At 50.4% G+C, this 15,291-nt stretch carries 12 protein-coding genes; 7 read left to right on the top strand and 5 right to left on the bottom strand.

Annotated elements, in window-relative coordinates; translation table 11 throughout:
- The first annotated feature begins 112 nt into the window (after positions 1–112).
- The 3 genes from chrA to ruvB all read left to right on the top strand — a co-directional run bounded on the left by chrA (position 113) and on the right by ruvB (position 4,903).
- Positions 113–1,267 carry a chromate efflux transporter gene (gene chrA, locus LWL52_RS19170; protein WP_242923410.1) on the top strand — a complete coding sequence of 385 codons (1,155 nt, stop codon included), beginning with the start codon at positions 113–115 and terminating at the stop codon, positions 1,265–1,267.
- Positions 1,268–1,481: 214 nt separating this feature from the next.
- Complete coding sequence (locus LWL52_RS19165) at positions 1,482–2,660, top strand: acyl-CoA dehydrogenase family protein (RefSeq protein WP_242923408.1); 1,179 nt, start codon at positions 1,482–1,484, stop codon at positions 2,658–2,660.
- A gap of 1,196 nt (positions 2,661–3,856) precedes the next feature.
- Positions 3,857–4,903 (top strand): Holliday junction branch migration DNA helicase RuvB, encoded by a 1,047-nt coding sequence (gene ruvB, locus LWL52_RS19160; RefSeq protein ID WP_242923405.1) that lies wholly within the window; start codon positions 3,857–3,859, stop codon positions 4,901–4,903.
- Positions 4,904–5,195: 292 nt separating this feature from the next.
- Here ruvB and LWL52_RS19155 read toward each other — a convergent pair whose 3' ends face one another.
- Complete coding sequence (locus LWL52_RS19155) at positions 5,196–5,972, bottom strand: antA/AntB antirepressor family protein (RefSeq protein WP_242923395.1); 777 nt, start codon at positions 5,970–5,972, stop codon at positions 5,196–5,198.
- A 423-nt stretch (positions 5,973–6,395) separates the two neighbouring features.
- Between LWL52_RS19155 and queG the strand changes: the two genes are divergently transcribed.
- The gene (gene queG / locus LWL52_RS19150) at positions 6,396–7,343 is read left to right on the top strand and encodes a tRNA epoxyqueuosine(34) reductase QueG (protein WP_242923386.1); all 948 of its coding nucleotides are present in this window, start codon (positions 6,396–6,398) and stop codon (positions 7,341–7,343) included.
- 5 nt (positions 7,344–7,348) lie between these two features.
- On the opposite strand, the gene LWL52_RS19145 is transcribed toward queG, so the two are convergent.
- From LWL52_RS19145 to LWL52_RS19135, 3 genes are all read right to left on the bottom strand, one after another.
- Positions 7,349–7,540 (bottom strand): hypothetical protein, encoded by a 192-nt coding sequence (locus tag LWL52_RS19145; RefSeq protein ID WP_242923384.1) that lies wholly within the window; start codon positions 7,538–7,540, stop codon positions 7,349–7,351.
- Between the two features lie 183 nt (positions 7,541–7,723).
- Entirely contained in the window at positions 7,724–8,527 is an 804-nt protein-coding gene (locus LWL52_RS19140; protein WP_242923382.1) for a ferritin-like domain-containing protein, read from the bottom strand.
- A 20-nt stretch (positions 8,528–8,547) separates the two neighbouring features.
- On the bottom strand, positions 8,548–9,279 hold the full coding sequence (locus LWL52_RS19135) for a ferritin-like domain-containing protein (protein ID WP_242923380.1): 732 nt from the start codon (positions 9,277–9,279) through the stop codon (positions 8,548–8,550).
- Between the two features lie 476 nt (positions 9,280–9,755).
- On the opposite strand from LWL52_RS19135, the gene LWL52_RS19130 reads away from it, so the two are divergent.
- Together LWL52_RS19130 and aroC are read left to right on the top strand one after the other, a co-directional pair.
- Positions 9,756–11,195, top strand: coding sequence for a BatD family protein (locus LWL52_RS19130; RefSeq protein WP_242923372.1), 1,440 nt, complete (start codon positions 9,756–9,758; stop codon positions 11,193–11,195).
- 4 nt (positions 11,196–11,199) lie between these two features.
- Positions 11,200–12,279: a chorismate synthase gene (gene aroC / locus LWL52_RS19125; protein ID WP_242923370.1), complete on the top strand. Its 1,080-nt coding sequence runs from the start codon at positions 11,200–11,202 to the stop codon at positions 12,277–12,279.
- Between the two features lie 132 nt (positions 12,280–12,411).
- On the opposite strand, the gene LWL52_RS19120 is transcribed toward aroC, so the two are convergent.
- Positions 12,412–13,800 (bottom strand): sodium:proton antiporter, encoded by a 1,389-nt coding sequence (locus LWL52_RS19120; RefSeq protein ID WP_242923368.1) that lies wholly within the window; start codon positions 13,798–13,800, stop codon positions 12,412–12,414.
- Positions 13,801–14,017: 217 nt separating this feature from the next.
- Here LWL52_RS19120 and LWL52_RS19115 point away from each other — a divergent pair, with 217 nt between their 5' ends.
- On the top strand, positions 14,018–14,626 hold the full coding sequence (locus LWL52_RS19115; protein WP_242923366.1) for a NifU family protein: 609 nt from the start codon (positions 14,018–14,020) through the stop codon (positions 14,624–14,626).
- Positions 14,627–15,291: the final 665 nt, after the last annotated feature.

Raw genomic sequence — 15,291 nt, 5'->3', positions numbered from 1 at the left:
GCCAGCTGGCGGGGCTTTTTGTTTCTATATTTGGTGTTGCAAGGGTGCCTGCTTGAGCAGTGGCAAGCAGGCACCCCGCGAAAGAAGAGAAGTATAAACGCATCACCCCCAGATGAAGGATCAAATGCCAGACCGCGCAGTTGCCGGTCCCAAATCCAGCCTGTCGGAAGTAGCTTGGCTGTTCTTTAAGCTTGGCTGCATTGCCTTTGGCGGCCCGGCGGCCCACATTGCCATGATGGAAGACGAGGTGGTAAAAAAACGCAGGTGGATGAGCCACGATCATTTCCTGGATCTGGTGGGCGCCACCAACCTGATACCGGGCCCTAACTCCACCGAAATGACCATGCACTGCGGCCACGAGCGGGCAGGCTGGCCGGGATTGGTTGTGGCCGGCGTTTGCTTTATTTTTCCGGCCGTGGTCATTACCTCGGTCTTTGCCTGGGCCTACCAGCAGTATGGGCAATTGCCCGATGTCGCGGCTTTTATCTATGGCATCAAGCCGGCTGTTATTGCTATCATCATTTCGGCTGTGATCGCGTTGGGGAAAAAAGCACTGAAATCGGTGGAGCTTGCCATACTTGGGGCAGCGACGGCTGTTGCCTGCCTGGCAGGCGTAAACGAGATTGCCGCTTTGTTTGGCTGTGGCCTGGCGGGCGTGCTGCTCTACCTGATCCGGCATCGGAAAACCACCTTAAACAGCGTTGTACCATTGGCTGTAATGCAGCTGGCAGCTCTTACGCCGCAACTAACGAACGGCCGGGTGTTCTGGTCATTCCTCAAAGTAGGGGCCCTGTTGTACGGCAGCGGCTATGTGCTTTTTGCTTTTCTGGATGCTGAGCTGGTAAGCAAAGGCCTGCTGAGCCGGCAGCAACTCATCGATGCCATTGCGGTGGGGCAGTTTACGCCCGGGCCGGTGCTGAGCACTGCTACCTTCGTGGGCTGGCAGCTGCACGGCGCCTGGGGTGCCTTGGCTGCTACGGTGGGTATTTTCCTGCCTTCGTTTTTGTTTACAGCCCTGCTCAACCCGCTGATTCCTAAAATGCGAAGATCGAAGCTGATGGGCGCGTTCCTGGATGCGGTCAATGTGGCTGCCGTAGCCGTGATTGTAGCGGTTTGCGTCGAAATGGCCCAAGCGACCCTCACCGACTGGCGCACGGTGCTGATAGCTATACTTAGCCTGCTGGTAACGTTTGTTTTCAAGAAGCTGAACAGCGCCTTTCTTGTGCTGGGCGGCGCTGTGCTGGGTTACCTGCTGCTGCTTGTGTAGGCGGCGTACTTTTGCCCGATTCATCTGAAAGCATACCTGCGTTCTGCTACGTTATACTTGTGTGATTATCCGCGGCACCTGCTGTAGGATGTATAACGGGGCGTTTTTATGGAAAAGCGTAAGGACCGGCGCTTTATCTTGTGCGGATGTGCGGGTATTTTGCTTAAAATTTTATCTTTGCGTATCACCATTCTCAACTCTTTACGGCAAAACAATGGCTTACGAACCTGCAGGAGCTCCTGACTACTTTAATATCGACGAACTGCTGACCGATGAGCACAAGCTCATCCGCCAGACCATGCGCGATTTTGTGAAACGCGAGATATCTCCCAACATTGAGCGGTGGGCACAGGAGGGCCATTTCCCTTCTGAAATAGTGAAGAAGTTTGGCGAGGTAGGCGCTTTTGGCCCAACCATACCCGAGGAATATGGCGGTGGCGGCCTCGATTATATTTCCTACGGCATCATTATGCAGGAAATCGAGCGCGGCGATTCCGGCATGCGTTCCACGGCTTCGGTGCAGGGCTCGCTGGTGATGTACCCCATCTACAAGTATGGCTCCGAGGAGCAGCGTAAAAAATACCTTCCCAAACTGGCCAGTGGCGAGTGGCTGGGCTGTTTCGGCCTGACCGAGCCGGATTTCGGCTCCAACCCGGGTGGCATGGTGACCAACATCAAAGACATGGGCGATCATTATTTGCTCAATGGCGCTAAAATGTGGATATCCAACTCGCCCGAGTGCCAGGTAGCCGTAGTATGGGCCAAGAATGAGGAAGGCCGCATCAAAGGCCTGATCGTGGAGCGCGGCATGGAAGGCTTTTCTACCCCTGAAATCCATAACAAATGGAGCCTGCGCGCCAGCTGTACCGGCGAGCTGGTGTTCGACAACGTGAAAGTGCCCAAAGAAAACCTGCTGCCTAACATCGATGGCCTGAAAGGGCCACTGGGCTGCCTCGACTCGGCCCGTTACGGCATTTCGTGGGGCGCGATTGGTGCCGCCATCGATTGTTACGAGTCGGCATTAAAGTATAGCAAGGAGCGCATCCAGTTCGATAAACCGATCGGCGGCTTCCAGCTCACGCAGAAAAAACTGGCCGAAATGCTGACCGAGATAACCAAAGCGCAGCTGCTGGCCTGGCGCCTGGGCACGCTCATGAACGAGGGCAAAGCCACCACCCAGCAGATCTCCATGGCCAAGCGCAACAACGTGGACATGGCCCTGCACATTGCCCGCGAGGCACGCCAGATCCACGGCGGCATGGGCATTACGGGCGAGTACCCGATCATGCGCCACATGATGAACCTGGAATCAGTGATCACCTACGAAGGCACTCACGACATCCACCTGCTTATTACGGGCGCGGATATTACCGGCATACAGGCGTTCAAATAGGTCGTTAATCGTTGATCGTTGCTCGTTATGCGGGTGGCGATGAAGTATAAAGTATAAAAAGGCAGCTGCGTGAAGTAGCTGCCTTTTTATACTTTATAGCTGCGGTTATCCAAACACTCCTGCCTCTCATAGGCGCAAGGGTTCATTTTAGCGTCTAAGGTGGGGAATCGGTTGTTACCTCGGAGTAAGTATAAGCGTTGTCGCTTTGGCTTACTTAGCTTGTGCACAAGTTCCCCCGCAACGAGTGCGGGATCTGTGACTTTCAGAATGACAAAAGGGAAGAGGCTGCTTTAACAGGAAGTATAGGTGGAGAAAGTAGCACATCCCGTCCTGCTGTCATCACGACGCTAGGAGAGATCTGGGTGAAATACTTTCAGGAACCTACTGCAGATTTCTCCCAGCGTCGAAATGACAGTTTGCTGAAGTATAAGCAGCTTAGGTTAGGTGATAACATCCCCCTACCCCCTTCAAAGGGGGACTTTCTGCCGATGGAGTAAGAACAGCAGGCTTGCGTAGGAAAGGCTTAACCTCCCTTCCACCAAGATCCTTTCAGGATGACAAAAGAAAGAAGTAAGGAGAGCAGGTTTATACTTATACTTCAGCTAAAGTTTCATAGCTGGCACCATAGTGCGGACAGGTCGCGACCTGTCCCTACAGGAGTGTCGAGTTGCATAGTGAAAGACAGGAGCAATCGAAAGATTCCCAGTCCTTGGGTTGAGCGCCTCGAGAATTGCCGGTGACGAGCTCCAGCGAGGCAGCCCGAGGCACGAGGGCAGGAAATGAAAGCAGCGCGATGCCCGAGGACGAGCCCTCGCGGGCTTGGAGCGCTCCAAAGTAAAAGTTGAAACAAGGCAAGTATAAAACTGAGGAAGAAAGGCTACTACATAGAATAGCCAAGTAAAGGAGTTTCAAACAGTAGTTACCAAGTATAGTGGAAAGTATAAACCAGAGCATCAACCAGCTACTGACAAGCATAGCAAGGAAGCTTAGCTGAGCACATCAGGAAATCCATTCTTTTACGGACTACTTACACCCTATCTTATAGAACGTTGCTAATCATATTAGATTTAGGGCGAACAACTATAAAATAATTAGCAAAAATCCGTAACTTCGTAGAGCAAAATGGAGCAAAAAAGCAGCCGAAAGTGTTACCTTCAGGTATAACTCACGCTGATTTTAAAGTATAAAATTATACCATGAGAGAAGATTATCTCACCGGCGAAAAAGAACAGATGTCGCCTGCCGAGCGCGATATCGACAAGGCCCTCCGGCCTCTCAGCTTCCTTGATTTTACAGGGCAAGCCAAGATCGTGGAGAACCTGAAGATATTTGTGCAGGCCGCCAAACGAAGAGGCGAAGCGCTGGACCACGTGCTGCTGCATGGCCCTCCGGGACTAGGTAAAACCACGCTGTCGCATATTATTGCTTCCGAGCTGGACGCGGGTATTAAAATGACCTCCGGCCCGGTGCTCGACAAGCCCAGCGATCTGGCCGGTTTGCTCACCAACCTGGAAGCAAACGACGTGTTGTTTATCGACGAGATCCACCGCCTCAATCCCATTGTGGAAGAGTACCTCTACTCGGCCATGGAGGATTACAAGATCGACATTATGCTGGATTCGGGGCCGAATGCGCGTTCCGTGCAGATCAGCCTGAATCCCTTTACCCTGATTGGCGCTACCACGCGTTCGGGTTTGCTTACCGCGCCCTTACGTGCCCGCTTCAGCATTAACTCGCGCCTGGAGTATTATGATGCGGAGCTGCTGACTTCCATCGTGAAGCGGTCGTCTTACCTGCTGGGTGCGCCCATACATGAGGATGCGGCTTTCGAGATTGCCCGCCGCAGCCGGGGCACGCCGCGTATTGCCAACAACCTGCTGCGCCGTACCCGCGATTTTGCCCAGGTAAAAGGCGATGGCACAATTACGGTAGAGATTGCGAAGTTTGCCCTGAATGCGCTGGACGTGGACCAGAACGGTCTGGACGAAATGGATAACCGCATCCTTTCCACCATCATCGACAAGTTTAAAGGCGGCCCGGTCGGGATCACCACCATTGCCACAGCGTGCGGCGAAGAATCGGAAACAATCGAGGAAGTATACGAGCCATTCCTGATCCAGGAAGGTTACATCAAGCGTACCGCCCGCGGCCGCGAAGCTACTGAAATGGCGTACCGCCACTTAGGTAAAATTCCACCGCAGGAAATAGCCTCCGGCGGCTTGTTCAGCCAACCGGAAGTATAGAAGTGAGTTTTGTTGTTTGTGATAAGTATAAAGAGCAGGCCTTATAGTCTGCTCTTTTTGTTTTACCAGAATTTTGAAGCAGTTCCTCTACTCAAAGATGTATTGGAATGGCAGGTGAACAGTATATGTCGGATCTGGCGCGGGTATTAACCCGTGCCTTTTTATAAGGTGAAGTCTCTGACTTCATTGAGGCATAAGGCCTCAAAACATTACTCGTGTAAAGCAACTCACGTGAGTCTGGAGACACAAAGGATTCGGCGGCACGGGTTAATACCCGCGCCAGTAGCGAAATCTAGGCCAAGCTTCCTAATAGTTTAGCGCGGTCATTTTTGTTCTTTAATAGGGAAATTGTCTTTTTCTGAGCCAAACTTTTGAAGTCTATTAAAATGTCATTGTCATTATATATTTCAGGCTTTAGTTCTATAGCAATTGTTTCCATAAAGTTGCCCATATTCTTTGCGTAAATAGTTGATTTACCCATTGCTATGAACAAATCTATTGTAGCTTGACGAATGAGCTCATGTTTTTTTAAATGTAGTAAAGCCTGCCGCTCCGAAGAATACTTCTTACCAATTGCCTGCATCATGACTTGAAGCTGCTGTTTAGAGTATCCAAAAAGTTTTGCCCGGTAATCCCACCAATTTTTTGGTCTTTTCATAAATTCATAATGCTCATTCTGAAGCATCTTCTGTATAGAGAAGAAACCCATAACCTTACAAAGATCAAATAATGCTGATATCTGTAGGTGATTTAGTCTGGCTCCTTCATTAACCTCGCTATCAAGACGCAGCAGATAATGTCGCAATGCTTTGCCTTTGTCTGTTAACTGGCTCATGGCTATGTGCTTAGCCATATCTAATTGTATAGCCCAATCTTTCTTCTCACAGTGGCTTCCGTTCGGTAATCCTACTTGTTTAGGGTGGTAGCTATAGTCTTTATTTAGTACAAACCCATACCCTAATATGTATGAGAACCACCCATCTAAGGGAGAGTCAATCTCTAAATGAGTATGTAAATCACTTGCCCATACATAAGGGGTTCCTTTTAGGGAATAATAAACGTTTACCATTATTGGAAGATTATGATTTAACTATACAAAAGGATTCTTGTTAATTACTAACCTTTAATGTTGTTGAAGAAGTTTTAGGTTAGACTGTGTATGAAATGAATATCCAATTTCTATATCGTGAATCTTGATTGGTTCTTAAAAGGTAATCAGTTAAATGTGAAGATAATAAATAATTATATCCTATATATAGCCTGTGTTAGGATTGTGGATAAATAGGTTGTTTTGTGGAAAAATTGTATTGGATAAGGTTATTGAGGTACAGACTTGAGGAGCATTTACCAGTTATATAGCTAGTTAAGAATATTTATGTGCTAAATTAATTGGTAAAATATCATGTATGATTCAATCCGGACCTTTTTCTCCCTAACTTTGTTCTTCTGGAAGTATAGCCGCCAAGTATAAACACCGGCTACGAAGTATAACTTGAACAAATCCGACCACACATACCTCATCAAGCAGAAAGCCACTGAGCTGGGCTTTATGTACTGCGGCATTTCCAAAGCTGATTTTCTGGAGGAGGAAGCGCCCCGGCTGGAGCGTTGGCTTAACCGGAATATGCACGGGCAGATGCACTACATGGAGAACCACTTCGACATGCGCCTGGACCCGCGCCTGCTCGTGGACGGTGCTAAATCGGTGGTGTCGCTGCTGCTCAACTATTACCCTGAAAAGGAAAACCAGCAACCCGACCAAGACACCTACAAGATCTCGAAGTACGCTTACGGCACCGATTACCATTTCGTCATCAAAGACAAGCTTAAAACACTGCTCCAGTTCATCAACGAAAGTATAGGTGAGGTTGGCGGCCGCTGCTTTGTAGATTCAGCGCCGGTGCTCGACAAGGCCTGGGCAAAGAAAAGCGGGTTAGGCTGGGTAGGCAAAAACTCCAACCTCATCACGCCGCAGGCAGGCAGCTTTTACTTCATTGCCGAGCTCATCATCGACCTGGAACTCGACTACGACGGCCCTATAAAGGATTACTGCGGCTCCTGCACGCGCTGCCTCGACGCCTGCCCGACAGGCGCTATTACAGAGCCTTACGTGGTGGACGGCAGCAAATGCATTTCCTACTTTACCATTGAGCTGAAGGACCAGTTGCCGCCTGAAATGAACGGCAAATTTGGTAACTGGGTGTTTGGCTGTGACATCTGCCAGGACGTTTGCCCCTGGAACCGGTTCAGCAAACCGCACCAGGAGCCTGCCTTTGCCCCGCATCCGCAGCTCAAAGAGTTGAAAAAAAGCGATTGGCAGGAGTTAACGCACGAAGTGTTTGCGCAGCTGTTTAAAAAGTCGGCTGTAAAACGCACCGGCTATAGTGGCCTGTTGCGCAACATTCAGTTTGTGCAGAATAAGGATGAAAAGAAGGGGTAGCGCAGTTATACCTGCGCTTTTGTAAATACTTTATTCAGGATGAGCGGATACATGCCCGAAAACTGGTCGTAACACCACTGCTTTAGTTGCGGGAGCTCTTCTTTTGCTAAAACTTTAAATGCCTTCCGAAGCTCTTTTTCAAACAGCATCGTATCGAAACTCACCTTCACTAAAATCGTCTTTACGTATTCTAACATTGTTGTAACAGGTATATGTAATCGTATTGCTCAGAAATACGCAGGAAGCTTAAAAAAGTGGCAGGTATTTAGTGAAATTATGCAAAATATTAGGCTAACATCTTTAGAGATAATCAGATAAGTATAAAAGGGCAGCCGGCGTACACCAGCTGCCCTTTTATACTTGGCAAAGCGTTTAAAGCTTTATGATTTGATAAATAATTTAGCGATAGCAAGTACCGCGTCTTTCGACAAGGGCTCATCAAAGGCTTCGGTTACGTTTGCGACAGATACTTTGGATACAGCCGGAACATCTACGCCCCCTTGTTCTACTTCATCTTCGCCCTTGTACACGGCCTGCGTAGCCTCTGGCATACCTGCGCCGCGCTCATCTCCTGTAATCCAGCCATTCAGGCCCCGTATTCTTCTAACAATAGAGGCATGGCGTGCTTCTACGGAATGGATTTGCAAGGCAGCTGTCAGCACGTCGCTATTACTCACCAGATTGGCGGCCTGGCCTTTGTAAGCGCGAACGCCTGTGTCCTCAAACGCCTGAGAAAGCGCTAGGAAAGTCTGCAGGTTAGAATCCCAGTCCGCAAAAGCGCCGCCAGCCGAAAAGTCGAAGGTAGGTTTGTCCACCGGTTTGCCTTTCAGCGCTTTGATGGTAGTTTCCAGGAATTTTACGTGGGCCGTTTCGTTTTTGCTTACGTCCCTAAAGAAGTCCCTGTACTCGCCCAGGTGAAGGCTGGAGGAAGCAAGGCCCCTGCTGTAAAATTCCGACTCCAGGTATTCGAGCGTTAAAGCAAAGTTAAGCACATCCACTACACGGCCGCTATCCTTGCCATACGCTTTCTGGAACATGGTACCCATTGCCAGGGGCACAGCTGCAAGCGCTACTTTTTTGCCAAAGCTACCGAAGCTGTTCATAGCGCCGCGGCGTGAGGAAAGTCTGTCGTATACTTCACCGTCAGCTTTCTCAATATCTTGTATAATATTAAATATATTCATTTTACTGTTCCTCCTCTTGCTTATTTAGTTGGTAAGTTGCTGAAGTTGATCTTCGTTTTAATGTAGGGGCCAGCCGCCTGCAATACCTTTTCGGGCATAAAGGCTCTGTCCAGACCATTTCTGTCAATCAGTTCTTCTCCAAACTTTCTGTTGTTACCGCTAATCAGGTCATGTATGGCGGCGGCGTGGCGGGCTTCTACAGATACAATTTTACCAGCCAGCAGGAGGTAGGTCAGGCCGTTTCCCGAGTCTGAAAAGAGTTTGCCAGCGCCATTATAGGCTGCTACGCCTAAATCTTCAAAGGTTTGCGCCGTGGTGAGCACACTGTCTTTGTCGGAGAAATTGATTTTGCTGAAATCTACTTCCAGATCCGCAATCGCTTTGCCGCCCAAAGCCGCTTTAAAGAATTCGCGGTGGGCTACTTCGTGCGCTTTGATATCCTTCATCACCTTCATTTCGTCTGAAGAAAGTGCGCTGCCCGACTTTTTAACTACTTCGGTATAAAACGCCGCTTCCAGTTGTTCCAGGGCATAGGCATAGTTCAGGATGCCGATGTCGCCGGAGCCCAGGTCAACGCCTTCCAGGGGCGGCATCGGAAAGAAGTCGTCATCGTTACAGGCGGTAAGTAGCAGAGCAGCGGCCGCAGCCGTGCCACCGGCATACCGAAAGAAGGCGCGTCTTTGCATCGGGCTTTGGAGCGCTTTGCCAAGGCTGCCCTGATTGTTCTCCTCAAGCTTTTTCAGTTTACTCATAATGGTATTATTAAGTTTGTTAAATATAACTGCCTCTGCAAGAGGTTATAACAACACAGTGCCCCAGCAAAGTATTTAGAACATACGGTACTATTTTGTTGCCGGATTGCACGTTGCTTGCAAAAGGAAAGGCACTGCCAGCGGAAGCCATAGCGGTAAGCGCTACCACCTGTAAATGTATATATCATAATTTAAGGCTTGTTTACAGGCAATGGCGTTGTTCAACCAACATCCTGCTTTGTGCTGTGCAGGGAAAGCAGCGAAAAAGCCAGCATTTCAGTTATATAATTTTATCTTAAAAAAATTTAATAATATTTTTAATTGCTTCCTTGAATATAGGCCGGTACCCCGGGTGGTTTTTACCCGGCAGTTGTAAAGGCCGGGTTATCAGCGCCTGAGATGCAGGGATGAACCTATAATTTTGTAAATTGCTCCTTGTACCCGATATTACAGCCGCAGCAGCGTGCCCTTGTTATATGCGCCTATATGTTCTGTTTCTTTTGCTATGCCTTACAATAGCTGCTCCCGCCCGGGCACAGCAGGTAAGTATACAGCTTGGCAAAAGCCCGGTGCCTATCAACCAGTATTTCACTATTTCCATTAAGCTCCAGAATCAGGGGCTAAAAGATTATACTCCTTTCCCCGAAATAGAAGGGTTTAAGAAAAGCAATAAGTTTTCGGCTACCAAAACCATCATCACCGGCGGCACTACCACCACAGTGCTGACCGTTACCCAGAACTACGCGGCCCTGGAAGAGGGCGAGTATGAACTGCTGCCTTTTACAATGAAGGTGAACGGGCAAACGATCCGTTCGCAGGGGCTCAAACTGAAGGTAACGCCCATGGCGGCAACCCCGCTCCCGGGCAGCAACCTGCCCAACCTGGTTACGCCGGAAGTAGCAGACCCGGTGGCCGAAGGGCAGGCAGAGTTTATCGACAAAGAAGACAATGCCTTTCTGACCCTTTATACCAGCAAGAAAGAGGTGTTTGTGGGCGAAGGCGTGACGGCAACGCTCTATTTTTACCTGGCCGAGCAGGACCAGCGCCTGCTCGATTTCTATGATTTTGCAAACCAGATGGCCGGTATTCTGAAGCAACTCAAACAGCCGGATGCCTGGGAGGAAACCTTTGATTTTGCCGAGATCACGCCGGAGAATGTCAGTATAAAAGGCGTCCCTTACCTGCGTTTCAAGCTTTACGAGGCCGTGTTGTATCCCATCAACCAGTCGCCGCTCCGTTTCCCGGCGCTGTCGCTCAAGATGCTCAAGTATAAAGTGGCCAAAACACCTAACCTGTTAGCGCAGGAGCGGCAGGAGGGCTATAAAACATACTTCTCGCGCGAGCAGGTGGTAAAGGTAAAACAACTGCCGCCCCACCCGTTGCGCGATGTGGTGCCTGTGGGCAATTACCGCCTGCAGGAGCAATTATCGCGTAGGAGCGTGCCGGTAAACAAAAGCTTTACCTATCTTTTCCAGGTAGAGGGCGAGGGCAACCTGTCGGCCATCATGGCGCCGGTACCAACCCCGCCGCCCGGCATCGATTTTTATCCGCCCGACGTGCGGCAGGATATTACCCGGCGCAATGGCCTGGTAGAAGGTGCCAAAGCCTTCAGCTATACGGTGCTGCCTCATCAGCCTGGCACCTATAACCTCAAAAAAGCGCTGCAGTGGGTCTACTTTAATCCTGTCACGGCCCGCTACGATACCCTGCAGCCCCAACTATCGGTGCGCATTACGGGCCTGCAGGACGACGATGCGCTGGTATTGTCGCGCGACCTGGGACCTTTTTATAATATCATCGAGAACGAAGACGCGACACTGGTTAGCCTGCACCTGGCTGACCAGATCAAGCAGTACACCAACATCATATTGCTGGTGCTGCTGGCCCTGTCGGCCTTCGTTTTCCTAAAAAAATAGAAATATGAGCAACTCTTACGGAAAGATCTTCCGCATCACAACTTTTGGCGAGTCGCATGGCCCGGCCGTAGGCGTAATAGTAGACGGGTGCCCGGCAGGGCTCGAAATTAGCCCCGAGGAAATACAGCATGCCCTGGATCGCCGCCGCCCCGGCCAGTCCAACATCACCACCCCGCGGCAGGAGGAAGACCGGGTTACGATCCTTTCGGGCATCTTCGAAGGTAAAACCCAGGGTGTGCCCATTGCGCTGGTGGTCAACAACAAGGACCAGGCCAGCAAGGATTATGCCCATATCGAGCACGCTTTCCGGCCCTCGCATGCCGATTATACTTACACGGCCAAGTATGGCACGCGCGATTACCGCGGGGGCGGCCGCAGCTCAGCCCGCGAAACGGTGGCGCGTGTGGCTGCCGGTGCGCTGGCGGCCAAATTGCTGCAACAGCAGGGCATTACGGTGCAGGCCTACGTGTCGCAGGTGGGCAGTATAAAGTTGCATAAGCCCTACGATGAACTGGACCTGAGCCAGATAGACAGCAACAAAGTGCGCTGCCCCGACGTCGAAACGGCCGCCAGTATGATCAGCCTGATCGAAGACGCGCGCGACAGCCTCGATACCATTGGCGGCGTGGTGAGCTGCGTGGTGAAAGGCGTGCCGGCCGGCCTGGGAGAGCCCGTGTTCGATAAGCTGCACGCCGAGCTCGGCAAGGCGATGCTAAGTATAAATGCTGTGAAAGGCTTTGAATATGGCAGTGGCTTTGAAGGCGTAAAGATGCGCGGCTCCGAGCACAACGACCAGTTTTATACCGACGAGGCCGGTAACGTGCGCACCCGCACCAATTACTCCGGCGGCATTCAGGGCGGCATCAGCAACGGTCAGGATATCTACTTTAACGTGGCCTTTAAGCCTGTGGCTACTATCCTGCAGCCGCAGCAAACGATTAACGACGCCGGCGAAGAGATCACGCTGCAGGGCAAAGGCCGCCATGACCCATGTGTGCTGCCCCGGGCCGTACCCATTGTGGATGCCATGGCTGCGCTGGTGCTGGCCGACTTCCTGCTGCGCCAGCAGGTTAACCGCATTTAAGCTGCACGTATACTTGCGGGCGCTGCTCCCGGTAAAGCCGCTGCAGGCTTATCAAGTATAAACAAGTATAAAACAGAAGGCCGCCCTGCTAAGCAGAAGCGGCCTTCTTCATCAATAAGTATTTGTAATTCGTTAGAACAGCTCCAGGTGCACAACCAGGTACCAGATAATGATCAGGGCAGGCAGCAGGAACGGAATGGAATAACGGATAACATAGGCAAAGAACGACGGCATTTTGATGCCTGCGCTCTCGGCAATGGCTTTTACCATAAAGTTAGGACCGTTGCCGATGTAAGTAAAGGCGCCAAACAGCACCGATGACAATGAGATCGCCTCCAGCAGCACCGTTGTATGGCCGCCCGGCCCGGTGCCGGTGGCAAACTGCCGCACGTCTATAATGCTGTTCTGGGCCATATCAAACTTGGCCATGCCCAGCGAGAGGAAGTTGGCATAGGTTGGGGCGTTGTCCAGGAAGCCGGACAAGGAGCCTGTAGCCCAATACAGGAAATTGGGAGTGATGTAGCGGGCATATTCCGGCGAAGAAGCAATAGCGGCAGACAGTTGCAAAGCCGGCATCATGGTAAAGAAAATGCCGAAGAACAGAAACACCACTTCCAGAATAGGATCGAAGCTAAATTGGTTGCCCGCCAGCGCCGTTTTGCTGGAGAAGCGGAAGCAGAAAAAAGCTGCTCCCAACTGAATGATCTCGCGCAGGAAAGAGAACTTGTTGCCGTCATACGAAATATGCGGGAGCCCTTCCATTACGTTCGGGTCCAGGAAAATGGCACCGATGATCACGGCCAGCCAAAGCAGGTTGCGCTTGCCGCTGATGTAAAACTCGGTCTTCGCGTTATTTTTGGCCACAACAGCCGGGTCAGGGACATAGCCTGTTTCTTTGTTGCGGCTATCGATGATATAGAAGAACAGGCTCAGCAAACCAATAGCGAACACCCATGGGAAAAACAGGTGCTGCAGCGTCCAGAAAAAGGGTACGCCTTTCAGAAAGCCAATGAACAGGGGCGGGTCTCCCAGGGGAGTCAGCAGGCCACCGGCATTGCTCACGATAAAGATGAAAAAGATAATCTGGTAGGGTTTAATGCGGTGTATGTTGAGGCGGATAAAAGGCCGGATCAGCAACAGCGAAGCGCCTGTAGTACCCACTATGTTGGCCATTACGGCTCCCAGAATCACGATCCCCACGTTCATGAGCGGCGTGGCGTTGGCATTGATGTTGATGTAAATGCCCCCGGCGGCAATGTAGAGCGAGCTCAACAGCACCGCAAAAGAGATATACTCAAACAAAGTATGGATGGGCATATGGTGATTTTGCAGGGCAAACAGGTAATAGCCTAGCACAGTAAGGCCCAGCGTAACGGCTATTTTTCGGTAGTTGTGCTCCCAGAAGTGGCCGAAAAGCACGGGGCCGCTTGCAATTAAGCCAATCAGTAGCAGGAAGGGAATGATCAGGAATGCCGGCACATCATGTTCTGTTTGCGCCAGCAGGAGGATGGTGTTTAGCATAATGTAAAAGGGGTGTTACGGTAGGGCTAAAATCGAACTGCAGGGCAAAGTTACAGTTTCTGGGCTAAATTGCTATGCGTGAATCCAGTTTGTGGGTGCCGGGGCGGCAGCCGCAGGGCTTGCTGCACTGGCCAAACGCTTTACTTATCAGAAATATTAGCTAATTTTGGAAACTTTAAGACACAGCTAAAAGTTTTAACTTAAACAGAGATAACTCATGATAGAAAATAAAGAAAAGCTGGTTTCGGTGTATGCTGAAGCCAACCCGAACCCCGAGTCAATGAAGTTCGTGCTGAATGTAACCTTGCTGCCGGAAGGACAAAGTGTGGATTACCCGACGCTGGAAAGCGCGCTGGAGTCGCCGCTGGCACAGGAGCTTTTTAACTTCGATTACGTGTCGCGCGTGTTTATTGCCAGCAACTTTGTTACCGTAACCAAGAGCACGGAACTGGAGTGGGTAAAACTGATCCCCGAACTGCGTGCGTTCCTGAAATCATACATCGAGGCGGGCGGCCCGGCTTTTGTAGAAGGCTTTAAAGCCGGCAAGCAGCAGGCCACCGACCACGGCGATGCCTCTGAAGAAGATACTGCCATTGCTAAAAAAGTAATTGACCTGCTGGATAACTATGTGCGCCCGGCCGTAGAGCAGGATGGCGGTAACATTACCTTCAAGTCCTATGATAAAGGCGTGGTGACCGTGCACCTGCAGGGTTCCTGCAGTGGCTGCCCATCCGCTACCGTTACGCTGAAAGCGGGTATCGAGAACCTGCTCAAGCGCATGGTACCGGAAGTAACTGAAGTAGTAGCCGACGGCGTAACCATCTAAGGCAACTAGACCATTACAAGTATAAATAAGGCCAGCGCTGCAAAGCGCTGGCCTTGCTGTTTTATACCCTAATTTAAATGCTCTTTTCTGTTGGAGCTATACTTCACCCTAATCCTTCCCACAACAAGAGAGGGCTTTTAAGTTCTAAGTAGATAAGCACAAAAACCACTGTCATTATGTTAAGAATCTTGGTAGAAGGAAGCTTAAGCTTTTGCGGCTTGCGAGCGTAGGGGCCTTCTTCTAATAAGATCCTTTCAGGATGACAAAAAGTAGAACTTAACGGTCCTACCCCACAACAGGAGAGAGAGCCTGGCTCATGTGTAACAAAAGCCATCACCCTGCTGTCATCCCGGTGTTAGAGGCTATCTGAGGTACCGATATTGCTTTTGTGTGTACCGGGTCCAACCACCCCTAACCCCTCCTTGTCTAAGGAGGGGAGTCTGCTATTACTTTAGTAAAGTATAAATACTATAGTTGCTTTTCAGGATTCGAAAGAAAAGCATGAGGCTATACTTAATGAAACTTGCTATAGTAAGGACATGCTCCCCTCCTTAGACAAGGAGGGGTAGGGGTGGTTGGATCAGCTAAAGGATACAATTTTACTTCAGCTATACTTCCAGTAGCCAGGACTTCATCGCCCTTGCACCAGGATCAACCGCAACAAG

The organism is Pontibacter liquoris (assembly GCF_022758235.1).
In the GTDB taxonomy this organism is placed as follows: Bacteria; Bacteroidota; Bacteroidia; order Cytophagales; family Hymenobacteraceae; genus Pontibacter; species Pontibacter liquoris.
The sequence above is the reverse complement of the archived record's forward strand: the minus strand, read 5'-3'. Positions and strand labels throughout refer to the sequence as shown.